Here is a 23,776-nt window from a genome sequence, read left to right as displayed (position 1 = left end):
ATGTAACTCTGGGGCGGGTCAGTCGACAGGAATTCAGTCGACCAGAACGACGACACGGCGCGACGGCTCCACGCCCTCGCTTTCGCTGTGCACGCCCTGCACGCCGGCCACCGCGTCGTGCACGATCTTGCGCTCGAACGGGGTCATCGGCGTGAGCTCCTCACGCTCCCCCGTCTCCAGCACGCGTCGGGCGATCTTGTCCCCGAGCGCGGCCAGCTCTTCGCGCCGGCGCTGCCGCCACTGTGCGATGTCGAGCATCAACCGGCTGCGCTCACCGGTCTTCTGGTGCACCGCCAGCCGGGTCAACTCCTGCAGGGCGTCGAGCACCTCGCCCTTGCGGCCGACCAACTTGTTCAGATCCGTGCCGCCGTCGATGCTCACGATTGCACGGTCGCCCTCGACGTCCAGATCGATGTCGCCATCGAAGTCCAGCAGATCGAGAAGCTCTTCCAGATAGTCGCCGGCAATCTCGCCCTCGGCGACCAACCGGTCCTCCAGATCCTCGGCCGGGTCCGAGTCTTCCCCGTCGACCTGAGCCTCGGCAGCGTCACCCTCGGTGACGACCTCCGCGCTCTCGACGACCTCTGCTGTCTCTGCGGCGCCTGTTTCGTTGTCTGTCTCAGTCATTGCCACACCTCTCCTTTGTCCGCGGTCGCCCGCGCGTCAACGTTTCCGCTTCTTGGGCCGCGCGCCGGGTTTCGGAGTGCGATTGCTCGCGCCGTTCTGCGCTGCGGATGTCGGTGAACTCTGCTCGGCGGCCGGCGGCTCGGCGGCGGTCTTCTCGCTCTCCCCGGCGGTGTCTGCGGCGGCGCCGTCAGCTTCCGCGGCCGCGGCTGCGGCAGCCTTCTTCTTGCGGCTGGGCTTCACCCCGGGCGCCGGTGCGTTGGCGGCACGCCGTTCGAGAGCCTCCTGCTTGGCCTGCTCTTCTTCCTTCTCGATCTTGCCGAACACGTAGTGCTGCTGGGCGAAGGTCCAGATGTTGTTGGCCAGCCAGTACATGATGACCGCGAGCGGCAGGAACGGACCGCCGACGACCACACCCAGCGGGAAGACATACAGAGCCAGCTTGTTCATCATCGCGGTCTGCGGATTGGCCGCGGCTTCCGGGCTCTGACGTGAGATCGAGGCCCGGCTGTTGAAGTAGGTCGCGATGCCGGCAAGGATCATGATCGGCACACCGACCCCGATGACCGCGGCGCGGTTGAACTCGGTGAACGCGTCCAGACCGGTGGTCTGGATCATCGTCGCGCTGAGCGGGGCGCCGAACAGGTTGGCGTCCAGGAAGTTCGCGACGTCAGTGGCGCTGAAGACATAGTTACCCGTGGCGCGGTTCTGCTCGACCGTCAGCTGAATCTGACCGAAGCCGCCCTGGGTCCGGTTGAACGAGCGCAGCACGTGGAACAGCCCGAGGAACACCGGGATCTGCGCCAGCATCGGCAGGCAGCCCAGGATCGGGTTGAAGCCGTGCTCCTTCTGCAGCTTCTGCATCTCCAGCGCCATGCGCTGGCGGTCCTTGCCGTACTTCTTCTGCAGCGCCTTGATCTGGGGCTGCAGTTCCTGCATCTGCCGGGTGGTGCGGATCTGGCGGACGAAAGGCTTGTACAGAATCGCGCGCAGCGTGAACACCAGGAACATCACCGACAGCGCCCAGGCGAAGAAGTTCGACGGCCCCAGCAGGAAAGCGAACGCTTTGTACCAGACCCACATGATCGCCGACACCGGGTAATAGATGATGTCGAGGCTGAACCAATTAAACGACACTCGTCTGACTCTTCTCTCGCTCTACCGGACTCCCCCGGTGATCGGCTTCCGCACAGGTGTGTTCACCCGTTGCGTCACTGTGACTTTCGCGCTCGGGTATTGGGTCCCATCCTCCGTTATGCCATGGACCACATTTGAGGAGACGGACCAGGGCCAACCAGCTGCCACGGAAGAAGCCGTACTCGGTCAGCGCGTCGACGGCGTACTGACTGCAGGTCGGAGTGAACCGACAGGTCGGAAGACGCAGTGGGGAGATCGTGTGGCGGTAGAGCTGAACGAGGAACACCGCGCACCGGGCAGCCCGGGACCGGGCGCTCACGACCGCGACCCGTTCCGGTCCCTGATCCGCTGAAGCGCGGTACGCAGTTCCTGCTCGAGCCGGGGGGTGATCGCCTCGCGGCTTCGCGGGAGTGCGCGGATCACCATCCAGTCGGAGGCGTCGAGGTCACCGAGGACCGCCCGCGCGGCATGGCGCAGACGACGGGACACCCGATGACGCTGCACGGCATTGCCGACAGCTTTGGAGACGATCAGACCGACCCGCGGTCCGGGGTCACCCGTCTGGTCAGAACGCAGCGTGTACACCACAAGATCGGGCTGTGCTGCCCGCGTCCCGCGACTCACTGTGGCACCGAACTCGGTCGACCGCGTCATCCGGTTCTGGGCCGGAAGCACCGCGACAGACCTTGCCGGGTCACGCAGTCAGAGAACGACGGCCCTTAGCGCGCCGGGCCGTGACGATCGCACGACCCGCGCGGGTCCGCATCCGCAGCCGGAATCCGTGCACCTTCGCGCGGCGACGGTTGTTCGGCTGGAAGGTCCGCTTGCCCTTGGCCACGGCAGTCACTCCTTGTTGAATCTGGCCTCGGCGCCTGCCCGACATGCGATGCATGACGGACGTGACGCAGTCGGCCGTTGGTAAGCTCGATCGGTCTCGCAAAGCTAGCCGGCGCGGTCCCCGGCCGGGGCCGGTCGCAGCCGTATCGCCACGTGCGGGCGACTGTTCGAGGGTACTGACGAGAAATCCCTGGGTCAAACCTGGCAGATCGCGCTGAGGTGGCGGCCGCCGCACCCCGTCTGACCCCGTCGGTTCCATCACATCGATCACAACTGTCACGTTCGTCTGGTTCTATTGGGCCCGACCGCGATTGCGCGTCTCGCAATGTTGCAGAACTGTTGGCACCCGGAGAGAAAACTGTTAGCTTCTGGCAATGCCGATTCCATGCCGGATCGGCGAAAGACAACGAAGCGAGGATGCCCTCCCTCCGTCGCGAGTCCACTGACTGCACGGTGATGAGTTCCGGCACCGAGGTGTTCTCGCCGGTAGACCACGAGACGACGACGAGCTTCTTTTTTCCACAACCTGTGGATAACTTTGTGGACAGTTCGTTGTCGTCGTGCAGCACGTCCCCGCAGGGACCACAAGGGGGTGAGCGTCGGTGAGCACTGACCCCGATCCCCCCTTCGTCTCCATCTGGGACAACGTCGTCACCGAACTCAACGGAGCCGATGGGGTCGGGAACGGTTCGTTGACCCCGCAGCAGCGGGCGTGGCTCAAATTGGTGAAGCCTCTCGTCATCACCGAAGGCTTCGCGCTGCTCTCGGTGCCGACCCCCTTCGTCCAGAACGAGATCGAACGCCATCTCCGGGAACCGATCGTCGCGGCGCTGAGCCGCCAGCTCGGACAGCGGGTCGAACTCGGCGTGCGCATCGCCGATCCCGCCCCGGATGACACCGACGAAACCAACGGCTCCGCCGGGGCACCCACAGCGGTACCCGACCCGGACGAGGACGTCGTCGACGACGACCTGGCCGCCAGGGCGAGCGCCGAGGAGAGCTGGCCGTCGTACTTCTCCAACCGGGCCAACCGCACCGCCGAGGACGACAGCACGTCGGTCACCCTGAATCGGCGCTACACCTTCGACACGTTCGTCATCGGCGCTTCCAACCGCTTCGCACACGCCGCCACCCTGGCCATCGCGGAGGCGCCGGCGCGGGCCTACAACCCGCTGTTCATCTGGGGTGAGTCCGGTCTGGGCAAGACCCACCTGCTGCACGCCGCGGGCAACTACGCCCAGCGGCTGTTCCCCGGCATGCGGGTGAAGTACGTCTCCACCGAGGAATTCACCAACGACTTCATCAACTCGCTGCGCGACGACCGCCGCGCGTCGTTCAAGCGCACCTACCGCGACATCGACGTGCTGCTGGTCGACGACATCCAGTTCATCGAAGGCAAGGACGGCATCCAGGAGGAGTTCTTCCACACCTTCAACACGCTGCACAACGCGAACAAGCAGATTGTGATCTCCTCGGACCGGCCGCCCAAGCAGCTGGCCACCCTCGAGGACCGGCTCCGCACCCGATTCGAGTGGGGCCTGATCACCGACGTGCAGCCGCCCGAGCTCGAGACGCGAATTGCCATCCTGCGCAAGAAAGCTCAGATGGACCGCCTCGACGTGCCCGGAGATGTGCTCGAGCTCATCGCCAGCCGGATCGAACGCAACATCCGCGAGCTCGAAGGCGCACTGATCCGCGTCACCGCGTTCGCGTCGCTGAACAAGACACCGATCGACAAGTCGCTGGCCGAAATCGTGCTGCGGGATCTGATCTCCGATCCCAGCACCATGCAGATCAGCACCGCCGCGATCATGGCCGCCACCGCCGAGTACTTCGAGACCAGCGTGGAGGAACTGCGCGGCCCCGGTAAGACGCGCGCGCTGGCCCAGTCCCGGCAGATCGCGATGTATCTGTGCCGGGAACTCACCGACCTCTCGCTGCCCAAGATCGGGCAGGCGTTCGGCCGCGACCACACCACGGTGATGTACGCGGAGAAGAAGATTCGCAACGAAATGGCCGAGCGCCGTGAGGTGTTCGATCACGTCAAGGAACTCACCACCCGAATCCGGCAGCGCTCCAAGCGCTGACCCACCCCCTGTCGAAATCACCCACAGCACGCGCTTCCGCGCGTGCTGTCTGCGTGTCGCGCCCGCGTGTCGCCGACTGCCGCGAGCCCGCCGGTCAAAATCTTGCGTCACTGGAGCCCCAGGAATCACAGAAAAGGGTGTGCACGGACCTGTGCACAACTTGGGGCCAACCCCGCCGATCGCCGCGCACTACTCCCCAACACCGGGCCCATCCCCAACCGCGCCGCCGCCGTCCGACATCGCTCCCCAACCTGCCCACATGCCGTCGACCCCGCTGGCCTGCACCGAACCCGCGTTATCCCCAATCTGCACAGCACCTACTACTGATACTTATCTCTATCCATAGATTTCTTCTAGAAGAAGCCCCTTGGGGAAAGTTGTAATCCCAGGCTCCGACAGGGGCTCGGTGGCCTGCGTGTCAGCCCGGACGTTTAGCTTTCAAGTTGGAGCCGAAAGCTCTACGGTGGTTCATCGACAGCCGTTCCGGTCGTCGCCGCGTGCCTGGTGGCATGACGTGCACCTCTGGGAAATCGCTGGTCATTGCTTTGTCGGGGTGTGCATCGAAGGGACGCTATGAACGTGGCGACAACTGCTGGTCTGACGGACCTGAAGTTCCGGCTGACTCGCGAGGACTTCGCCGACGCCGTCGCCTGGGTCGCGCGCAATCTGCCGTCCAGGCCCACGGTGCCTGTGCTGGCAGGTGTGCTGCTCACCGGCTCCGACGAAGGCCTGACGGTCTCGGGCTTCGACTACGAGGTCTCTGCCGAGGTGCAGATTCCCGCCGAGATCGCTTCTCCGGGAAGCGTTTTGGTGTCCGGTCGACTGCTCTCCGACATCGTCCGGTCGTTGCCGTCCAAGCCTGTCGATGTCAGCGTCGAGGGCACCCGGGTGTCGCTGACCTGCGGCAGCGCCCGCTTCTCCCTGCCCACGATGGCGGTTGAGGACTATCCGACCCTGCCGACGCTGCCCGACGAGACCGGTGTGGTCTCGTCCGACCTGTTCGCCGAGGCCATCGGCCAGGTCGCCGTAGCCGCCGGCCGCGACGACACGCTGCCGATGCTGACCGGCATCCGCGTCGAGATCTCCGGAGAAAAGGTCGTTCTGGCCGCCACCGACCGGTTCCGGCTCGCCGTGCGCGAGCTCACCTGGTCGACGAGCGCGCCCGGCCTCGAGGCTGCGGTGCTCGTTCCGGCGAAGACCCTGGCCGAGGCCGCCAAGGCCGGCACCGACGGCCAGGAAGTGCACCTGTCGCTGGGGTCGGGCCCGAGCGTGGGCAAGGAAGGTCTGCTCGGTATCCGGAGCAAGGGCAAGCGCAGCACCACGCGGTTGCTCGACGCCGAGTTCCCGAAGTTCCGCCAGCTGCTGCCTTCTGAACACACCGCGGTGGCCACCCTCGGGGTGGCCGAGCTCACCGAGGCGATCAAGCGCGTGGCGCTGGTGGCCGACCGCGGGGCGCAGGTCCGGATGGAATTCGCCGACGACGTGCTGCGGCTGTCGGCCGGTGCCGACGACGTCGGCCGTGCCGAGGAGGACCTGTCGGTGCAGTTCTCCGGTGATCCGCTGACCATTGCGTTCAACCCGACATATCTGACCGACGGGCTGGGTTCCCTGCATTCCGAGCGCGTGACCTTCGGCTTCACCACCCCGAGCCGTCCTGCGGTGCTGCGCCCGGCAGGCGAGGATGACGGCGGCGCGGCGGGTAACGGTCCGTTCCCGGCCGCGCAGACCGATTACGTGTACCTGTTGATGCCGGTTCGGCTTCCCGGCTGACCGCAGCATCGACGAGAAGAGGCGTTCACGTGCAGTTGGGTCTGATCGGTCTGGGCAAGATGGGCTACAACATGCGTACCCGTCTGCGCGACGGGGGCCACGAGGTGGTGGGTTACGACCCGCGCCCTGAGGTGTCCGACGTGGCGTCCCTCGAGGAACTCGCCGACCGGTTGACGTCCCCGCGGGTGGTCTGGGTGATGGTGCCCTCGGGCACCGTGACCGACAGCACGATCACCGCGCTCGCCGACGTGCTGGGCGAGGGTGATCTGGTGATCGACGGCGGAAACTCCCGCTACACCGCGGACGCTCCCCATGCGGAACTGTTGGCGCAGAAGGGAATTGCGTTCGTAGACGCGGGCGTCTCGGGCGGCATCTGGGGGCTGACCGAGGGGTATGGACTGATGGTCGGCGGCAGTGACGCCGACGTCGCCCGTGCCATGCCGATCTTCGACACGCTGCGTCCCCCGGGCCCGCTCGAGGACGGATTCGTCCACGTCGGCCCGGTCGGCGCCGGCCATTTCGCCAAGATGGTGCACAACGGCATCGAGTACGCGCTGATGACCGCCTACGCCGAGGGCTATGAGCTGCTGGCCGCCGAGGACCTGGTGCAGAATCCCCAGGCCGTCTACCAGGCCTGGACCAACGGCACCGTGGTGCGGTCGTGGCTGCAGCAGCTGCTGGCCCGCGCACTCAAAGAGGATCCGAACCTCGCCGAGATCAGCGGCTACACCGAGGATTCCGGTGAAGGCCGGTGGACTGTCGAGGAGGCGATCCGGCTGCGCGTCCCGGTGCCCGGGATCGCGGCGTCGCTGTTCGCCCGCTTCCTGTCCCGCCAGGATGAGTCGCCGACGATGAAAGCCGTTGCCGCGCTGCGTAATCAGTTCGGTGGCCACGCCGTCAAACGAGTGAGCGAATCAGGCTGACCGAGGTGTCCCCGTGCATGTACGTCACCTGGCGCTGACCGACTTCCGGTCGTGGGCCCGCGTCGAGCTCGAGCTGACGCCGGGACGCACGGTGTTTGTCGCACCCAACGGCTTCGGTAAAACCAATCTTGTTGAAGCACTGTGGTATTCAGCCACGCTGGGCTCGCACCGGGTGGCCTCGGACGCGCCGCTGATCCGAGCCGGCGCGGATCGCGCGGTGGTCTCCACGATCGTCGTCAACGAAGGCCGCGAACTGGCCGTCGACCTCGACATCACCTCGGGCCGGGCCAACAAGGCGCGCCTGAACCGCTCCCCCGTCCGGTCCGCGCGCGAGATTCTCGGCGTGCTGCGCGCAGTGCTGTTCGCTCCCGAAGATCTTGCGCTGGTCCGCGGCGACCCGGGTGAGCGCCGGCGCTACCTCGACGAACTGGCCACCACCCGGCGTCCGCGGATCGCCGGGGTGCGTGCCGACTACGACAAGGTGGTGCGGCAGCGCACGGCGCTGCTCAAGACGGCCTCGGGGGCCCGGTTCCGCGGCGACCGCGGCGCGCTCGAGACCCTCGACGTGTGGGACGGGCACCTGGCCCATCACGGCGCCCAACTGATCAACGCCCGGGTGCAACTCGTCAACGAACTGGCCCCGGAGGTGGAGAAGGCGTATCAGCTGCTGGCGCCGGCGTCGCGCCCGGCGGCGATCCGCTACCGCAGCGGGGTCGAGGTCATCGAAGCCGAAGCGGCCGCGGGCAACAGCGATGTCGAGATGCTCGAGGCCGCCCTGCTCGACGCGTTGAACAGGCGTCGCGACGCCGAACTCGAGCGTGGTGTGTGTCTTGTCGGTCCGCACCGCGATGATCTGGAACTGCGGCTGGGTGATCAGGTCGCCAAGGGTTTCGCCAGCCACGGCGAGTCCTGGTCGATGGCGCTGGCGCTGCGGCTGGCCGCCTACGAACTGCTGCGGACAGAGGGAGGGGATCCGGTGCTCTTGCTCGACGACGTGTTCGCCGAACTCGACAGCGCACGGCGTCAGGCGCTGGCGCAGGTGGCCGCCTCGGCCGAACAGGTGCTCGTCACCGCCGCGGTGGCCGAGGACATCCCGGCGGAGTGGGACGCCCGCCGTATCGAGGTCACGATGGAGGACGACGACACCGGACGTGTCTCGGTGGTGCGGTCATGACCGACGAGGACGTGTCCGGCGACGACGGCGCGGCGTTCCCTCCGGCGCATCTGGCGGGACTCAAGGGCATGGACCTGGTGCGCCGGACCCTCGAGGAAGCCCGGGGCGCGGCACGCCAGCAGGGCAAGAACGTAGGGATGGGCCGGCGCGCCTCCACCGCACGCCGGGTCGCGGGCAGCGGTAGACGCCGGTGGTCGGGGCCGGGACCCGACAGCCGCGACCCGCAGCTGCTCGGCTCGCTGACCGGCGAGATCGCCCGCAGCCGGGGCTGGTCCACCCGGGTTTCCGAGGGTGCGGTGTTCGGCCGCTGGCGCGAGGTCGTCGGCGAACAGATCGCCGCCCACGCGACGCCGACCACGCTCAACGAAGGGGTGCTGACGGTGTCGGCGGAATCCACGGCGTGGGCCACCCAGCTGCGGATGGTGCAGTCCCAGATCCTGGCCAAGATCGCCGCGGCGGTCGGTGACGGCATCGTCACCTCGCTCAAGATCGTCGGGCCGATGGGGCCGTCCTGGCGGAAAGGCCCGTACCGGGTGCCGGGTCGCGGACCCCGTGACACCTACGGCTGAGTGGATTCGCCGGACCTGCCTCAGAGCCGCCAGAACACGATCCGGCGGTTGCGACGCCGTCGAGACCTATCTCTATCCGAGAAATTCCGCGCACGACGCGATCAGGTATGTGGAAACGCCGCTGCAGAATCAGTCCAGACGGTATGCGAAGGTAGACTGTGACGGTGATCCGCGAGGGGTGGTCGACCCCTCCGCCGGACATCCCTGTCAAAGACCAAGGAGACGCGTCCAACGTGGCTGCCCAGAAGAAGAACGCCCCGGCTGAGTACGGCGCCGATTCCATCAAGGTCCTCGAGGGCCTGGAAGCGGTACGTAAGCGGCCGGGCATGTACATCGGTTCGACCGGCGAGCGCGGTCTGCACCACCTTATCTGGGAGGTGGTGGACAACGCGGTCGACGAAGCGATGGCGGGCTTCGCGACCAAGGTCGACGTCAGGATCCTCGAAGACGGCGGAGTCGAGGTCACCGACGACGGCCGCGGCATCCCGGTGGCCATGCATGCGACCGGCATCCCCACCATCGACGTGGTGATGACCGTCCTGCACGCCGGCGGCAAGTTCGAAGAAGGCGCCTACCAGGTCTCCGGCGGTCTGCACGGCGTCGGTGTGTCGGTCGTCAACGCGCTGTCGAGTCGGCTCGAGGCCGACGTCCGCAAGGACGGCTACGAGTGGTTCCAGACCTACGACCGTTCGGTGCCCGGCACCCTCAAGCAGGGTGAGAAGACGACCAAGACCGGCACCACCATCCGGTTCTGGGCCGACCCGGACATCTTCGAGACCACCACCTACGACTTCGAGACGATCGCGCGCCGGCTGCAGGAGATGGCGTTCCTGAACAAGGGCCTGACCATCGAGCTCACCGACGAGCGGGTCACCCCCACCGACGTCGTCGACGACGTGGTCAGCGACCACGCCGAGGCGCCGAAGTCGGCCGAGGAGAAGGCCGCCGAGGCCAGGGCCCCGCAGAAGGTCAAGCACCGGGTGTTCCACTACCCCGGCGGCCTGGTCGACTTCGTCAAGCACATCAACCGCACCAAGACCGCGATCCAGCCCAGCGTCATCGACTTCGAGGGCAAGGGCCCCGGTCACGAGGTCGAGGTCGCGATGCAGTGGAACGCCGGCTACTCCGAGTCGGTGCACACGTTCGCCAACACCATCAACACCCATGAGGGCGGCACCCACGAAGAGGGGTTCCGTGCGGCGCTGACGTCGGTGGTGAACAAGTACGCCAAGGACAAGAAGCTGCTCAAGGAGAAGGACCCGAACCTCACCGGTGACGACATCCGCGAGGGACTCGCCGCGGTCATCTCGGTGAAGGTGTCCCAACCTCAGTTCGAGGGTCAGACCAAGACCAAGCTGGGTAACACCGAGGTCAAGTCGTTCGTCCAGAAGATCTGCAACGAACAGCTCAACCACTGGTTCGAATCGAACCCGGCCGAGGCCAAGACGGTGATCAACAAGGCGGTGTCCTCCGCGCAGGCCCGGATGGCCGCGCGCAAGGCGCGGGAACTGGTGCGGCGCAAGAGCGCCACCGACATCGGCGGGCTCCCCGGCAAGCTCGCCGACTGCCGCTCCACCGACCCCAGCAAGTCCGAACTGTATGTGGTGGAGGGTGACTCGGCCGGCGGCTCGGCCAAGAGCGGCCGGGACTCGATGTTCCAGGCGATTCTTCCGCTGCGCGGCAAGATCATCAACGTCGAGAAGGCCCGCATCGACCGCGTGCTCAAGAACACCGAAGTCCAGGCGATCATCACGGCGCTGGGCACCGGTATCCACGACGAGTTCGACCTGTCCAAGCTGCGTTACCACAAGATCGTGCTGATGGCCGACGCCGATGTCGACGGCCAGCACATCTCGACGCTGCTGCTGACACTGCTGTTCCGGTTCATGAAACCGCTTGTGGAGAACGGGCATATCTTCCTGGCCCAGCCGCCGCTGTACAAGCTGAAGTGGCAGCGGACCGAGCCGGAATTCGCGTACTCCGACCGTGAGCGTGACGGCCTGCTCGAGGCCGGGCGGGCCGCGGGCAAGCGGATCAACGTCGAGGACGGCATCCAGCGCTACAAGGGTCTGGGCGAGATGGATGCCAAGGAGCTGTGGGAGACCACCATGGATCCGTCGGTGCGCGTGCTGCGCCAGGTGACCCTCGACGATGCGGCCGCGGCCGACGAACTGTTCTCCATCCTGATGGGCGAGGACGTCGAGGCCCGTCGGAGCTTCATCACTCGCAATGCCAAAGACGTTCGCTTTCTTGATGTTTAACTGACATAGGAAAATTCCATGACTGACACCACGTTGCCGCCCGGCGACGAAGCAGGAGACCGGATCGAACCGGTCGACATCCAGCAGGAGATGCAGCGCAGCTACATCGATTACGCGATGAGCGTGATCGTCGGGCGCGCGCTGCCCGAGGTGCGTGACGGTCTCAAGCCCGTGCACCGCCGCGTCCTCTACGCCATGTACGACTCCGGCTTCCGGCCCGATCGCGGACACGCGAAATCGGCGCGCTCCGTTGCCGAGACGATGGGTAACTACCACCCGCACGGCGACTCGTCGATCTACGACACCCTGGTCCGGATGGCGCAGCCGTGGTCGCTGCGCTACCCGCTGGTCGACGGGCAGGGCAACTTCGGTTCCCCGGGTAACGATCCGCCGGCGGCCATGCGTTACACCGAGGCGCGGCTGACTCCGCTGGCCATGGAGATGCTGCGCGAAATCGACGAGGAGACAGTCGATTTCATCCCGAACTACGACGGACGGGTGCAGGAGCCGACGGTTCTGCCGAGCCGGTTCCCGAACCTGCTCGCCAACGGTTCGGGCGGTATCGCCGTCGGCATGGCCACCAACATGCCGCCGCACAACCTGCGTGAGCTCGCCGAGGCCGTGTACTGGTGCCTGGAGAACTACGAGGCCGACGAGGAAGCCACCCTCGAGGCGGTCTGCGAGCGGGTCAAGGGGCCGGACTTCCCGACCCACGGCCTGATCGTCGGTTCGCAGGGCATCGACGACACGTACAAGACCGGGCGCGGTTCGATCCGCATGCGCGGTGTGGTGGAGATCGAGGAGGACAGCCGCGGCCGCACCTCGCTGGTGATCACCGAGTTGCCGTACCAGGTCAACCACGACAACTTCATCACCTCGATCGCCGAGCAGGTCCGCGACGGCAAGCTCACCGGCATCTCGAACATCGAGGACCAGTCCAGCGATCGTGTCGGCCTGCGCATCGTGGTCGAGGTCAAGCGCGACGCCGTGGCCAAGGTGGTGCTGAACAACCTCTACAAGCACACCCAGCTGCAGACCAGCTTCGGCGCCAACATGCTCTCGATCGTCGACGGGGTGCCGCGCACGCTGCGCCTGGACCAACTGATCCGGCACTACGTCAACCATCAGCTCGACGTGATCGTCCGCCGGACCCGGTATCGGCTGCGCAAGGCCAACGAGCGGGCCCACATCCTGCGCGGTCTGGTCAAGGCGCTCGACGCCCTCGACGAGGTCATCGCGTTGATCCGCGCTTCGCAGACCGTCGAGATCGCGCGCAGCGGCCTGATCGAGCTGCTCGACATCGACGAGATTCAGGCGCAGGCGATCCTGGACATGCAGCTGCGCCGCCTGGCGGCCCTGGAACGTCAGCGCATCGTCGACGATTTGGCCAAGATCGAAGCCGAGATCGCCGACCTCGAGGACATTCTGGCCAAGCCGGAACGCCAGCGCGCGATCGTGCACGACGAGCTCAAGGAGATCGTCGACAAGTACGGCGACGACCGCCGGACCCGGATCGTCCCGGCCGACGGTGACGTCGCCGACGAGGATCTGATCGCGCGCGAGGACGTCGTCGTCACCATCACCGAGACCGGCTACGCCAAGCGGACCAAGACCGACCTGTACCGCAGCCAGAAGCGCGGCGGCAAGGGCGTTCAGGGTGCCGGTCTCAAGCAGGACGACATCGTCAACCACTTCTTCGTCTGCTCGACCCACGACTGGATCCTGTTCTTCACCACACAGGGCCGGGTGTACCGGGCCAAGGCCTACGAGCTACCGGAGGCGTTGCGTACCGCACGTGGCCAGCACGTCGCCAACCTGCTGGCGTTCCAGCCCAACGAGCGGATCGCCCAGGTCATTCAGCTCAAGAGCTACGAGGATGCGCCGTACCTGGTGCTGGCGACCCGCAACGGTCTGGTCAAGAAGTCCCGGCTGGTCGATTTCGACTCCAACCGCTCGGGCGGCATCGTCGCGGTGAACCTGCGCGACGGCGACGAACTCGTGGGTGCGGTGCTGTGCTCTGCGGACGACGACCTGCTGCTGGTGTCGGCGAACGGGCAGTCGATCCGGTTCTCGGCCACCGACGAGGCACTGCGGCCGATGGGCCGGGCGACCTCCGGTGTGCAGGGCATGCGGTTCAACGCCGACGACGCGCTGCTGTCGCTCAACGTGGTCCGCGAGGACACCTACCTGTTGGTCGCGACCTCCGGCGGGTATGCCAAGCGCACGGCGATCGACGAGTACCCGGTGCAGGGCCGCGGCGGCAAGGGGGTGCTGACCATCCAGTTCGACAAGAGGCGTGGCACGCTGGTCGGAGCGCTGATCGTCGACGACGACACCGAGTTGTACGCGATCACCTCCGGTGGCGGTGTCATCCGGACGGCCGCGCGTCAGGTTCGAAAGGCCGGTCGCCAGACCAAGGGCGTTCGGTTGATGAACCTGGGCGAGGGCGACACACTTATCGCGATCGCGCGCAATGCCGAAGCCGGCGACAGCACCGACGAGGTCAACACCGACCCGGAGGCGACCAGTGAGGAGTCGTAGGTGAGCTCACCGAAGGAGCCGGGCCACCCGCGTCAGGGTGACACCGCCAACGGCCCGGGTCCGGAGAACGGCGCGCGGGCTCCCCACGTGGCCGACAGCGGTGACGTGCCCCCGTGGCAGCGGGGTCCGGCCGGCCGGGCCAGGCAGCCACAGCCGCACGGCCCGGAGGGTGTTACCGGCACCCAGGGGCCCGGCAACCAGGCGGGCCTGGACGCGCGGCTGAACCGGTTCATGGCAGGCGGAGGTCAGGACACCGACGCCCCGCCGCGCGCCGAGCGCCCGGACGTCACGCCGCGTAGCGAACGTACGGAAGTCACACCCCGCAACGACCGCACCGACGTGGTCCGCGCCGAGGCTCCCCGCCAGGAGGCGGGTCCCCGGCCGGACACCGCCGGGGCGGCCTACGCCAGCGAGCTCCCCGACCTGTCGGGTGGGCGTCCCCGCCCCCAGCGCAAGCCGGTGGAGCGGCCGCCGGTGGAGCCGCATCAGCCCAAGTCGCCGGCCAAGGGCACGCCCGCGGCCGGCAACCGCGCGGTGCAGGTCGCAAACCGTCAGCACCGCGGCCCGGTACGGGCCAGCATGCAGATCCGGCGCGTCGATCCGTGGAGCACGCTGAAGGTGTCTCTGCTGCTGTCGGTGGTGCTGTTCTTCGTGTGGATGATCGCGGTCGCGTTCCTGTATCTGGTGCTCGGTGGCATGGGCGTGTGGACCAAGCTCAACAGCAACGTCGGAGACCTGCTCACCAGCGCCAGCGGCAGCTCGGGAGGCGAGCTGGTGTCCAGCGGCACCATCTTCGGTGGCGCCGCGTTGATCGGGCTGGTCAACATCGTGCTGATGACCGCCGCGGCGACCGTCGGGGCCTTCATCTACAACCTGACGACCGATCTGGTGGGCGGCGTGGAGGTCACTCTCGCCGATCGCGACTGACGTCACGACGCCGCGGTTTGGGCGAGGGGTTGTCGGTACGGTAATCTCGGCGCTCGGCCGTTGTGGTTTGACGGGGCTATAGCTCAGGCGGTTAGAGCGCTTCGCTGATAACGAAGAGGTCGGAGGTTCGAGTCCTCCTAGCCCCACGGAAAGGTGCATGTCGATGCGGCTGGTGCTTCTGATCGGCGCGGGCCTCGCGGCCGCCGCGGTGCTCGTATGGCGCACCCAGCACGGCCCCGAAGTGTGGCACACCCTGCCGGACCCGGCGTCCGACGCACCTTGATCGGCCAGGGGCCTTAGCTCAGTTGGTAGAGCGCTGCCTTTGCAAGGCAGATGTCAGGAGTTCGAATCTCCTAGGCTCCACAATTCAACACCCGGCGGCCCTCAACACTCCAACGCCGTCAACATTCCACGACGTTGAGCGCCAGTCCCCCGCGCGACGTCTCCTTGTACTTGTCGGCCATGTCGGCCCCGGTGTCGCGCATCGTCTTGATCGCGGTGTCCAGGCTGACGTGATGGTTGCCGTCGCCGAACAGCGCCATCCGGGCGGCGGTGATCGCCTTCACCGACGCGACCGCGTTGCGTTCGATGCACGGGATCTGCACCAGTCCCCCGACCGGGTCGCACGTGAGGCCCAGGTTGTGCTCGATGCCGATCTCGGCCGCGTTCTCGACCTGCGCCGGCGTCGCCCCCAGCACCGCGGCCAGTCCCCCGGCGGCCATCGAGCACGCTGATCCGACCTCGCCCTGACAACCGACCTCGGCCCCCGATATCGACGCGTTGGCCTTGAAGAGTTGTCCGATCGCGGCCGCGGTCAACAGGAACGCGATCACCCCGTCCTCGTCGGCGCCCGGCACGAACCGCCAGTAGTAGTGCAGCACAGCCGGAATGATCCCGGCCGCGCCGTTGGTCGGGGCGGTGACGACCCGCCCGCCCGCGGCGTTCTCCTCGTTGACCGCCAGCGCGTACACGGTGACCCAGTCGATCGCGTACAGCGGGTCGGTGGGGTCGTCCTGCAACGAGTGCGCCAGCGCCTTGGCGCGCCGCCGGACGTGCAACCGCCCGGGAAGCGTGCCGTCGGCGCTCAGCCCGTTGCCGACGCATTCCCGCATGACGGACCAGATGTTCAGCAGCCCGGTCCGCAGCCGCGGCCCGTTGCCCAGCGCCTCCTCGTTGGCGGCGACCAGATCGGCGATGCTGCAACGGTTCTCGACTGCCAGCGCGACGAGCTCGGCACCGGTGCGGAACGGATACGGTAGGCCGACATCGTCGCGGGAGGGCGCCCGGGCCTGCTCCTCGTCGACGACGAACCCGCCACCCACCGAGTAGTACACCCGCTGGGCCAGCTGCGACCCGTCGCCGGAGTAGGCGCTGAAGACCATTCCGTTGCTGTGAAACTCCATGGGCTGCAAGGACAGAACGATGTCGGCGGCCATGTCGAAGGCGACCTCGGGGCCGCCGCCGAGCCGTAAGAGGCCGGTGTCGGCGACCTCGGCCGCCCGAGACCTCGCCGCGGTCGGGTCGACGGTCTCGGGGTCGGCGCCTTCCAGGCCGAGCACCACTGCCCCGGGCGTGCCGTGCCCGGCACCGGTGGCACCCAGCGATCCGTACAACTCGACCCGGAGCCGGGCGACCGCGGCCACAGACCCCTCGGCGGCCAGGCTGTCGGCGAAGCGCCTGGCCGCCCGCATCGGGCCCACGGTGTGTGAACTCGACGGCCCGATGCCGACAGAGAAGAGGTCGAACACCGAGACCGCCATCAGATGCAGCTAGGGCTTCGGGGTGACTTCGACGCTGGGTGGCAGCGGCGACGGTTCGGGTTGGTGGGACCGGCGCAGAAGCGAGAACGCCACCGCTCCCCCGGCGAGCACCGCCACCGCGACCCCCGCCAGGATCAGCGGGCGCCTGCGTCCGCGGGGCTCCCGGGCCTTCTGCAGCGCCTCGGGGAGCCCGGCGACCACCTCCTGAACGGCGGCCACCTCGGTGGCCAGGGCCTGCTGGGCCGCGGACAGCTCGGCCTTGAGCTGGCGGGCGACCTTGCTGCGCCGGTAGCGGTCGCCGGCCCATGCGGCCGTGTTCCGCACCGAGTCGACCCCGAGGCCCAACGCTCCCCTGGTGACGTCGACCGGGCCGACGGCCGAGTACTTCAGCCCCCGGCCCAGCCGGCGGCTCGGGGTCAGGCGTACGCGGGTCTCGGAGCTCATGTCCCACCTCTTCTCGGGCTCGCGGATGTGGCTTACCCAGCCTGCCATCCCGGGCTACGGCACGGTGCCCGGTTGGCGGTCGGACGGCGCGTGGCAGACTGGATTCTCGTGACGAGTCCCATTCAGACCGCGACCGCAACCTTGCACACCAACCGCGGCGACATCAAGATCGCTCTCTTCGGAAACCACGCCCCGAAGACCGTGTCCAACTTCGTCGGACTGGCGCAGGGCACCAAGGAATACAGCACGGAGAACGCGTCGGGCGGCTCGTCGGGCCCGTTCTACGACGGCGTGATCTTCCACCGCGTCATCGAAGGTTTCATGATCCAGGGTGGTGACCCCACCGGCACGGGCCGCGGCGACGCGGGCTACAAGTTCGCCGACGAGTTCCATCCGGAACTGCAGTTCGACAAGCCCTACCTGCTGGCCATGGCCAACGCCGGCCCCGGCACCAACGGTTCGCAGTTCTTCATCACCGTGACCGAGACGCCGCACCTGAACCGGCGCCACACGATCTTCGGTGAGGTCGTCGATCCGGAGTCGCGCAAGGTCGTCGACGCGATCGCCACGACCGCGACCGACCGCAGCGACCGCCCCGTCGACCCGGTCGTCATCGAGTCGATCACCATCTCCTAGACGCCTGCGGCACCGGCGCCGGGCACATACCCGGCGTCGGTCAGCGCGTCCAGCACATGTAGCGGGTCGGTGCCCAGATCCCACCGGCTCAGCACCAGTAGCCGGTCGTCGGTGGTGTCCACCTCCAGCAGCCGCATCGTGCGGCCGATGCGCCGGAATTCGGTGATGCGGATACGCGTGATGTCGGCTCTGGTCAGCCGCCGCGTGCCGAACCACCCGCGGTAGACCAGAACGCCGTCGGCGATTGCCAGTTTTGGACGCGCGCGCCAAGACATGAGTGCAAACAAGATCAGCCCGACGGCGGCAACACCGATCAGGAGCCGCCCCGGAGGGTCTGTGACCAGCGTCACAGCGCCTGTCGCCATCACGACACCCAGAATTCCGGTCACGATGATGCCGGCGGGTGACGGCCCCCACTTTGTTTGCTGCATTCGGTTTTCACACCCTCCTACCGCGAAGAATGCGGTTATCCACAGGTGCTATCCCCAATGGGGATGAATAACATCCGTGTGATCCGGTGGCGTCCCGGTGACCCGCAGGACAACAGCTGGCGTCCACAATGGATTCAATTCATCCGGTGGACAGGTCACCGCCAACGCATGGTGAGCAACAGCCCGGTGATCATGAAGGCAAACGCGATCGCGTAGTTCCACACGTTCAGGTCGGACATCCACTGGAGGAACCCCGGGACGTCGGGACCGCTGCCGGCGAGCTGGAAAACGATCAGCCACACCAGACCGATCAGCATCAGGCTCACGAACAGCACCACGAACCACGTGCTGGACGGCCCTGCCTTGACCTTGACCGGAGTACGGCTCACCGGGTTGATGGTGAAGTCGTTCTTCTTACGGACCTTGGACTTGGGCATGCGTACCTTCGGACAGTCGGCGCCGCCACTGGCACCGGTGCCACAAACGACCGGTCAGTGCGACGATGTGTAGGGAAAGCCTAACGCAGGCCCGCCGGCCTTCTCCGAAAGAGACGTCACCGATGGACGACCGCAGTGTCACCACGCGCAGAAGATCCGTGTGGCGCTTCGGCGTGCCGGTCGTGTGCGTGGCGGCAGGCCTGCTGCTCGGCGCGACCCACGGGGTCTCCGGCGGTGACGAGATCCGGCGCAGCGACGCGCCGCGGCTCGTCGATCTGGTGCGGGACGCCCAGCAGTCGGTGGACCGGGGTACCGCCGCGCGCGAGTCGCTGGCGCTGGAGATCGACAACCACCACGGCGGCTCCCCTGGGACCGACGCCGCGCTGTCGGCGATCGTCAGCCGCGGCGACGCCCTGGCCGCCCAATCGGGGCTGGCGCCGCTGCGCGGCCCCGGCCTGGTGGTGACGCTCAACGACGCACAGCGCGACGCGCAGGGCCGCTTCCCGCGGGACGCGTCGCCCGACGACCTGGTCGTGCACCAACAGGACATCACGGCGGTGATCAACGCACTGTGGGCCGCGGGCGCCGAGGGCATCCAGGTCCAGGATCAGCGCATCATCGGCACCTCCGCGCCCCGGTGCGTCGGCAACACGCTGCTGCTCAACGGCCGCACCTACAGCCCGCCGTATGTGGTCTCGGCGATCGGCGATCCCGCGGCCATGCAGGCGGCGCTGGCGGAGGCCCCGCTGGTGACGTTGTACAAGCGCTACGCGGTGCGGTTCGGGCTGGGCTACACCGAGGAAGTTCGCGATGTCGAACTGGTCGGGCACCAGGAATCGGTCCGGATGAAGCACGCACAGCCACTGGGGCCCCTGGGCTACTGAGTAGCTAAAACTTTCAAGATCGTCAAAATCTAGCGTGTCCACATCTGGCGTGTTATATCTGTTCATGTTCAAATGAAGGCCGTGAACAGGGATAAAAACCCTTATCTCTGATCACAGCAACCCTAAAGCCCACAACTGCCACACTTTGATGGCAGCTGCTGTTCCTTGCTGGACTGAGCAACAGCAAAGTCTGAACCCGATCGGGGGATCATGGGACGACATAGCGCGCCAAAGAAACGCATCGCGCGGAGCAGACTCATCGCCGCGATGGCTGCGCCGGCGGCGGTGTGCCTGTCATGGACGCCGACCGCCCCGGCCGCCACGGTGCTCGGCGTCGAGGGCACCGGTCAGCCGAAAGGCACCACGCAGACCGCGTTCAACGGCGCGTTCTGCAAGCAGAACACCTGTAAGTCGATCAACAACAACCGGACTCCGTTCGACGTGGCGCTGGGTTCGACCCAGATCCACAAGGCGGTCACCGCCACCGCGGGCGACGTCGTCGTACTGGCGTACTCGCTCGGCGCGGCGTCGACCTACCACCGGCTGCGCCAGTGGGCCAAGAACCCCGCGCAGGCGCCCGATCCCGGCCGAGTGCTGGTCGTCACGTTCGGAAATCCGGAGAACCGGTTCGGCGGGGACGACCGCACCATGTTCTGGACCGGCCTGCCGAGGGTGCAACCGTACAAGCATCTGGACGTGGCGATGCAGTACGACAGCGTCGCCGACCTTCCCACCCGCTGGGGGTGGTTCTCGTCGGTCAACGCCACCTTCGCGCGGCATCTGTCCTACTTCGGCAACGTCGACATCAACGACCCCGACAATCTGGTCTATCGCGACGGCAACACGACCTACATGCTGATCAAGGCCGACGTGCTGCCGATGCTGAAGTGGATGGACTGGTTCGTCGACGACGCCACGATGGCCGGGCTGGACAAGTTCTTCCGGCCGCTGGTCGAAATGGATTATCGGCGACCGAGTTTCATCCCGCAGGGCGAGGGCGCGGACTGGGGTAACGGCAATCCGCCCCCCAGCCTGGACCCCGCGGCCGGTGCCCGGGGCCTGGTGGACGCCGGCGCCGTGGCGCTCGCCGAGCACGCCGCCGACGACCCCGATCGGGACGAGCCCGAGCCGCCCGAGACCCCGGTGCTGTCCGACCCCGAGGAACCGGAGCTCGGCGAGTCCGAGCCACTCCCCCACGACGAGATCGTCGAGGACGACGAGACCGAGCCAGACGTGGTGCTCGACGAGGCCGACCCGGACCTCGACCCCGACCTTCTTGATCCCGACGTGGAGACCGACGAACCCGAGACCGAACCCCAGACCGAGCCGGCAACCGAGACGCCGTCCGACGCCGCGTCCGCTCCCGGTGACTCGGAGCCTGCGGATTCGGTCTGAGCGACAGCGCAGGTCCTGGCGGTAACCTGTCCGAATGCAGGTCTTGGTCGTCGACAACTACGACAGCTTCGTGTTCAACCTGGTCCAGTACCTGGGTCAGCTCGGGGTGGACGCTCAGGTGTGGCGCAACGACGACGACCGCCTGGCCACCGACGCCGACCTCAGCCGCGCCGCCGAGCAGTTCGACGGGGTGCTGCTCAGCCCCGGGCCCGGCACGCCCGAACGTGCCGGCGCCTCCATCGGCCTGGTGCATGCGTGCGCAGCCGCCGCCACCCCGCTGCTGGGCGTGTGCCTCGGCCACCAGGCGATCGGGGTGGCCTTCGGCGGCACCGTCGACCGGGCGCCGGAACTGCTGCACGGCAAGACGAGCACGGTGCACCACACCAATCAGGGTGTGCTCAAAGGCCTGCCGGATCCGTTCGTCGCGACCCGCTACCACTCGCTGACGATCCTGCCCGAGACCATGCCCGCCGAACTCGAGGTCACCGCCACGACGGTCCGCGGCGAACGCAGCGGCAACGCTGACGAAGTCGGCGTCATCATGGGTGTGCGCCACGTCGAGCTGCCGATCCACGGCGTGCAGTTCCACCCCGAGTCGATCCTGACCCAGGGCGGACACCGCATGCTGGCCAACTGGCTGGGCTTCTGCGGGCAGGCGCCGGCCGAGAACCTGGTCCGTGAACTCGAGGACGAGGTCGCCGGCGCCGTCGCGGCCGCTACGACGCGAAGTTCAGCGTAATTCTGCTGCCGAAGTTCACGCCCGTGCCCGGAGCCGGGGTCTGAGTCACGACCGCGTTGGTCCGCTGCCCGCTGTTGGGCACGTCGGCGCCCTTGTCGAGCACCCCGGTCCAACCCAGGGCGCGCAGCCGCGGCTCGGCATCGGCCCAGAACTGGCCCCGGAGATCCGGCATCACGAACTGGTTGCCACGCGACACCTGGATCTGGACGACCGAGTCCTGCGGGACGGTCTGACCGGCCGCGGGCTCCAGGCCGACGACCTGCCCGGCGGACACCGTGCTGTCCACCTCGACCGGCACCGAATTGGTGAACCCCGACGCGGCGAGCACCTGCTGGCAGGTCTCCACGGTCTGGCTGACGCACTCGGGCACGAGCGCGGTCGCCGGGCCCTTGCCGACCACGATCGTGATCTCGTTGGTGATCGCCGAGGTCTGGTTGGCCGGCGGCACCGTCGAGAGCACCCGGTCTTTCTGCTCGGGCGTCGACGTCGAGGTCGTCTGGCGGAAGCGTTCGAACCCGGCGTCGGTGAGCCGGCGCACCGCGTCGGTGTAGCCGAGGCCTGACACGTCAGGTACCTCGCGCTGCTCGGGGCCGGTGGACACGTTCAGCGTGATCTCGTCGCCGGCGCCGACCGCGGTGTCGGCGTCGGGCTCGGTGTTGATCACGTGATCCGGCGGCACCTCCGAATCGGGCTTCTGCTGGGTGCGGATCGTGAAACCGCGGTTCTGCAACGTGGCGATCGCGTCGGCGGACGCCTGGCCGCGCACGTCGGGCACCTGCACGTCGCGGGTCTCGCCGCCGAAGGTGTTGATGCCGATGGTGACAAGCACCGTCAGCACCGCGAGCACGGCGACAGCGATCAGCCAGCGGCCCAGCGAACCGCGGCCGGCCCGCTCCTCGTAGCGGGGCTGATGGCCCTCGGAGTCCACGGGTTCGGCGCGGTGGTGGGACGGTGCGGCAGACAGCATCGAGGTGCGCTCGGCGTCGGTGAACACCTTGGGGGCGTCGGGGGTCTCGCCGCTGTGTACGCGCACCAGGTCGGCGCGCATCTCCGCGGCGGTCTGGTAGCGGTTGTCGGGGTTCTTGGCCAACGCCTTGAGCACCACCGCGTCCAGCTCGGGCGAGATGCCGCTGTGCCGCTGCGACGGCGGCACCGGATCCTCCCGGACGTGCTGGTAGGCCACCGCGACCGGCGAATCACCGACGAACGGCGGCTCCCCGGTCAGAATCTCGTAGAGCACGCAGCCCAGCGAGTACACGTCCGAGCGGGCGTCGACCTTCACGCCGCGCGCCTGCTCGGGTGACAGGTACTGCGCGGTGCCGATGACCGCCGCGGTCTGGGTGACCGGGTTGCCCGCATCGGCTAGTGCGCGGGCGATGCCGAAGTCCATCACCTTCACCGCGCCGGTCTTGCTGATCATGATGTTCGCGGGCTTGACGTCCCGGTGGATGATGCCGTGCTGGTGGCTGAAGTTCAGCGCCTGGCAGGCGTCGGCGATCACCTCGATTGCGCGCTGGGGCGGCATCGGGCCGTCGTTGTGCACGATGTCGCGCAGCGTCACACCGTCGACGTACTCCATCACGATGTACGGCAGCGGCCCGGTCGTCGTCTCGGCCTCACCGGTGTCGTACACCGCGACGATCGCCGGATGGTTCAACGCGGCCGCGTTCTGCGCCTCGCGCCGGAACCGCAGATAGAAGCTCGGGTCGCGGGCCAGGTCGGCGCGCAGCACCTTGATCGCGACGTCGCGGTGCAGGCGCAGGTCACGCGCAAGGTGGACTTCGGACATACCGCCGAAGCCCAGGATCTCGCCGACCTCGTAGCGGTCGGACAGGTGCTTGGGGGTCGTCATCGCAACATCTGTTCTGAAACGTGCAGGGTCACCCGGTGTGACGGGCCGTCAACAGGCCGGGATACCCAAACTCGGTCGGGTTCATGATCAATGAGAGCCGGCGGCGCCGCGCCGGGGGTCTCCGGCGGCGGTGCGGTCTCGCTGGTCGGGGTCTCGGTGACGGTCGTGGGCGCCGGGCGGTCCTTGCGGTCCTGGGCGTTGAGCACGATCAGGATGGCGATCACGATCGCCAGCGCCCCGAGCACACCTGCGGCCCACAGCAGCGCGCGCTGCCCGGAGGAGAACGTGCGCCGCGCCGGCGGAGCCGAGCGGTGGTGACTGCCGGTGGCGCGCGCGCGCGACGTCGGG

The 23,776-nt window shown here is 67.4% G+C and carries 22 protein-coding genes, 2 tRNA genes and 1 pseudogene; 14 read left to right on the top strand and 11 right to left on the bottom strand.

Translation table 11 applies throughout. The features are described 5' to 3' along the window. Nucleotides 1-33: 33 nt before the first annotated feature. The 5 genes from MVA01S_RS14560 to rpmH are packed head-to-tail and all read right to left on the bottom strand — an operon-like array spanning nt 34 to nt 2,599. Entirely contained in the window at nt 34-627 is a 594-nt protein-coding gene (locus MVA01S_RS14560) for a Jag family protein (RefSeq protein WP_003930919.1), read from the bottom strand. A gap of 36 nt (nt 628-663) precedes the next feature. After that, nucleotides 664-1,761 (bottom strand): membrane protein insertase YidC, encoded by a 1,098-nt coding sequence (gene yidC, locus MVA01S_RS14555; RefSeq protein ID WP_003930920.1) that lies wholly within the window; start codon nt 1,759-1,761, stop codon nt 664-666. Continuing rightward, nucleotides 1,751-2,080: a membrane protein insertion efficiency factor YidD gene (gene yidD / locus MVA01S_RS30465; RefSeq protein ID WP_081529060.1), complete on the bottom strand. Its 330-nt coding sequence runs from the start codon at nt 2,078-2,080 to the stop codon at nt 1,751-1,753. The genes yidC and yidD overlap by 11 nt, the downstream gene beginning before the upstream one ends. Further along, a complete protein-coding gene (gene rnpA / locus MVA01S_RS14550; protein WP_003930922.1) occupies nt 2,077-2,436 on the bottom strand; it encodes a ribonuclease P protein component in 360 nt (119 codons plus the stop codon). Before rnpA ends, yidD begins: the two co-directional genes overlap by 4 nt. Before the next feature lie 19 nt (nt 2,437-2,455). Continuing rightward, complete coding sequence (rpmH, locus tag MVA01S_RS30460) at nt 2,456-2,599, bottom strand: 50S ribosomal protein L34 (RefSeq protein ID WP_003930923.1); 144 nt, start codon at nt 2,597-2,599, stop codon at nt 2,456-2,458. Between the two features lie 601 nt (nt 2,600-3,200). Between rpmH and dnaA the strand changes: the two genes are divergently transcribed. The 10 genes from dnaA to MVA01S_RS14500 all read left to right on the top strand — a co-directional run bounded on the left by dnaA (nt 3,201) and on the right by MVA01S_RS14500 (nt 15,213). Further along, a complete protein-coding gene (gene dnaA / locus MVA01S_RS14545; RefSeq protein ID WP_003930924.1) occupies nt 3,201-4,685 on the top strand; it encodes a chromosomal replication initiator protein DnaA in 1,485 nt (494 codons plus the stop codon). Between the two features lie 573 nt (nt 4,686-5,258). After that, nucleotides 5,259-6,455, top strand: coding sequence for a DNA polymerase III subunit beta (gene dnaN, locus MVA01S_RS14540; RefSeq protein WP_003930925.1), 1,197 nt, complete (start codon nt 5,259-5,261; stop codon nt 6,453-6,455). Between the two features lie 29 nt (nt 6,456-6,484). Then, complete coding sequence (gene gnd / locus MVA01S_RS14535; RefSeq protein ID WP_003930926.1) at nt 6,485-7,378, top strand: phosphogluconate dehydrogenase (NAD(+)-dependent, decarboxylating); 894 nt, start codon at nt 6,485-6,487, stop codon at nt 7,376-7,378. A 13-nt stretch (nt 7,379-7,391) separates the two neighbouring features. Further along, the gene (gene recF / locus MVA01S_RS14530) at nt 7,392-8,552 is read left to right on the top strand and encodes a DNA replication/repair protein RecF (protein ID WP_003930927.1); all 1,161 of its coding nucleotides are present in this window, start codon (nt 7,392-7,394) and stop codon (nt 8,550-8,552) included. Then, a complete protein-coding gene (locus MVA01S_RS14525; RefSeq protein WP_003930928.1) occupies nt 8,549-9,121 on the top strand; it encodes a DUF721 family protein in 573 nt (190 codons plus the stop codon). Before recF ends, MVA01S_RS14525 begins: the two co-directional genes overlap by 4 nt. 233 nt (nt 9,122-9,354) lie before the next feature. Continuing rightward, complete coding sequence (gene gyrB, locus MVA01S_RS14520; RefSeq protein WP_003930929.1) at nt 9,355-11,382, top strand: DNA topoisomerase (ATP-hydrolyzing) subunit B; 2,028 nt, start codon at nt 9,355-9,357, stop codon at nt 11,380-11,382. An 18-nt stretch (nt 11,383-11,400) separates the two neighbouring features. Next, the gene (gene gyrA, locus MVA01S_RS14515) at nt 11,401-13,923 is read left to right on the top strand and encodes a DNA gyrase subunit A (protein ID WP_003930930.1); all 2,523 of its coding nucleotides are present in this window, start codon (nt 11,401-11,403) and stop codon (nt 13,921-13,923) included. Then, complete coding sequence (locus tag MVA01S_RS14510; RefSeq protein WP_060941618.1) at nt 13,924-14,850, top strand: DUF3566 domain-containing protein; 927 nt, start codon at nt 13,924-13,926, stop codon at nt 14,848-14,850. A 72-nt stretch (nt 14,851-14,922) separates the two neighbouring features. Further along, nucleotides 14,923-14,996: transfer RNA gene (locus tag MVA01S_RS14505), tRNA-Ile, on the top strand. 144 nt (nt 14,997-15,140) lie between these two features. Next, nucleotides 15,141-15,213: transfer RNA gene (locus MVA01S_RS14500), tRNA-Ala, on the top strand. A gap of 38 nt (nt 15,214-15,251) precedes the next feature. Here MVA01S_RS14500 and MVA01S_RS14495 read toward each other — a convergent pair. Both MVA01S_RS14495 and cwsA read right to left on the bottom strand, forming a co-directional pair. Continuing rightward, a complete protein-coding gene (locus MVA01S_RS14495) occupies nt 15,252-16,610 on the bottom strand; it encodes an L-serine ammonia-lyase (RefSeq protein ID WP_003930887.1) in 1,359 nt (452 codons plus the stop codon). Nucleotides 16,611-16,619: 9 nt separating this feature from the next. Further along, nucleotides 16,620-17,054, bottom strand: coding sequence for a cell wall synthesis protein CwsA (gene cwsA / locus MVA01S_RS14490; protein WP_003930888.1), 435 nt, complete (start codon nt 17,052-17,054; stop codon nt 16,620-16,622). Nucleotides 17,055-17,144: 90 nt separating this feature from the next. Between cwsA and MVA01S_RS14485 the strand changes: the two genes are divergently transcribed. Beyond that, a complete protein-coding gene (locus tag MVA01S_RS14485) occupies nt 17,145-17,690 on the top strand; it encodes a peptidylprolyl isomerase (protein WP_003930889.1) in 546 nt (181 codons plus the stop codon). Here MVA01S_RS14485 and MVA01S_RS14480 read toward each other — a convergent pair. After that, nucleotides 17,687-18,121 (bottom strand): PH domain-containing protein, encoded by a 435-nt coding sequence (locus MVA01S_RS14480; RefSeq protein WP_003930890.1) that lies wholly within the window; start codon nt 18,119-18,121, stop codon nt 17,687-17,689. The genes MVA01S_RS14485 and MVA01S_RS14480 overlap by 4 nt on opposite strands. A gap of 155 nt (nt 18,122-18,276) precedes the next feature. Continuing rightward, the gene (gene crgA / locus MVA01S_RS14475) at nt 18,277-18,558 is read right to left on the bottom strand and encodes a cell division protein CrgA (protein WP_003930891.1); all 282 of its coding nucleotides are present in this window, start codon (nt 18,556-18,558) and stop codon (nt 18,277-18,279) included. Between the two features lie 122 nt (nt 18,559-18,680). Between crgA and MVA01S_RS14470 the strand changes: the two genes are divergently transcribed. The 3 genes from MVA01S_RS14470 (at nt 18,681) to MVA01S_RS14460 (ending at nt 21,576) form a co-directional block, all read left to right on the top strand. Further along, on the top strand, nt 18,681-19,442 hold the full coding sequence (locus MVA01S_RS14470; protein WP_003930892.1) for a DUF881 domain-containing protein: 762 nt from the start codon (nt 18,681-18,683) through the stop codon (nt 19,440-19,442). Nucleotides 19,443-19,709: 267 nt separating this feature from the next. After that, the gene (locus tag MVA01S_RS14465) at nt 19,710-20,837 is read left to right on the top strand and encodes a PE-PPE domain-containing protein (RefSeq protein WP_003930893.1); all 1,128 of its coding nucleotides are present in this window, start codon (nt 19,710-19,712) and stop codon (nt 20,835-20,837) included. Between the two features lie 34 nt (nt 20,838-20,871). Beyond that, a complete protein-coding gene (locus MVA01S_RS14460) occupies nt 20,872-21,576 on the top strand; it encodes an aminodeoxychorismate/anthranilate synthase component II (protein WP_003930894.1) in 705 nt (234 codons plus the stop codon). Here MVA01S_RS14460 and pknB read toward each other — a convergent pair. Together pknB and MVA01S_RS14450 are read right to left on the bottom strand one after the other, a co-directional pair. After that, nucleotides 21,554-23,428, bottom strand: coding sequence for a Stk1 family PASTA domain-containing Ser/Thr kinase (pknB, locus tag MVA01S_RS14455; RefSeq protein ID WP_003930895.1), 1,875 nt, complete (start codon nt 23,426-23,428; stop codon nt 21,554-21,556). The two genes, MVA01S_RS14460 and pknB, sit on opposite strands and share 23 nt — an antisense overlap. Continuing rightward, nucleotides 23,425-23,776, bottom strand: a pseudogene (locus MVA01S_RS14450) (serine/threonine protein kinase); the annotation flags it as partial. The gene pknB and the pseudogene MVA01S_RS14450, both read right to left, overlap by 4 nt.

It is taken from the genome of Mycolicibacterium vaccae NBRC 14118 = CIP 105934 (genome assembly GCF_001552715.1).
Taxonomy (GTDB): domain Bacteria; phylum Actinomycetota; class Actinomycetes; order Mycobacteriales; family Mycobacteriaceae; genus Mycobacterium; species Mycobacterium vaccae.
The sequence above is the reverse complement of the archived record's forward strand: the minus strand, read 5'-3'. Positions and strand labels throughout refer to the sequence as shown.

Coding starts and splice junctions, on each gene's coding strand:
- dnaN (WP_003930925.1), top strand. CDS start 5,259: ATGAACGTGGCGACAACTGCTGGTCTGACGGACCTGAAGTTCCGGCTG.
- crgA (WP_003930891.1), bottom strand. CDS start 18,558: ATGCCCAAGTCCAAGGTCCGTAAGAAGAACGACTTCACCATCAACCCG.
- MVA01S_RS14495 (WP_003930887.1), bottom strand. CDS start 16,610: ATGGCGGTCTCGGTGTTCGACCTCTTCTCTGTCGGCATCGGGCCGTCG.
- pknB (WP_003930895.1), bottom strand. CDS start 23,428: ATGACGACCCCCAAGCACCTGTCCGACCGCTACGAGGTCGGCGAGATC.
- MVA01S_RS14470 (WP_003930892.1), top strand. CDS start 18,681: ATGGACGACCGCAGTGTCACCACGCGCAGAAGATCCGTGTGGCGCTTC.
- MVA01S_RS14560 (WP_003930919.1), bottom strand. CDS start 627: ATGACTGAGACAGACAACGAAACAGGCGCCGCAGAGACAGCAGAGGTC.
- gyrA (WP_003930930.1), top strand. CDS start 11,401: ATGACTGACACCACGTTGCCGCCCGGCGACGAAGCAGGAGACCGGATC.
- MVA01S_RS14480 (WP_003930890.1), bottom strand. CDS start 18,121: ATGCAGCAAACAAAGTGGGGGCCGTCACCCGCCGGCATCATCGTGACC.
- MVA01S_RS14465 (WP_003930893.1), top strand. CDS start 19,710: ATGGCTGCGCCGGCGGCGGTGTGCCTGTCATGGACGCCGACCGCCCCG.
- cwsA (WP_003930888.1), bottom strand. CDS start 17,054: ATGAGCTCCGAGACCCGCGTACGCCTGACCCCGAGCCGCCGGCTGGGC.
- MVA01S_RS14525 (WP_003930928.1), top strand. CDS start 8,549: ATGACCGACGAGGACGTGTCCGGCGACGACGGCGCGGCGTTCCCTCCG.
- MVA01S_RS14460 (WP_003930894.1), top strand. CDS start 20,872: ATGCAGGTCTTGGTCGTCGACAACTACGACAGCTTCGTGTTCAACCTG.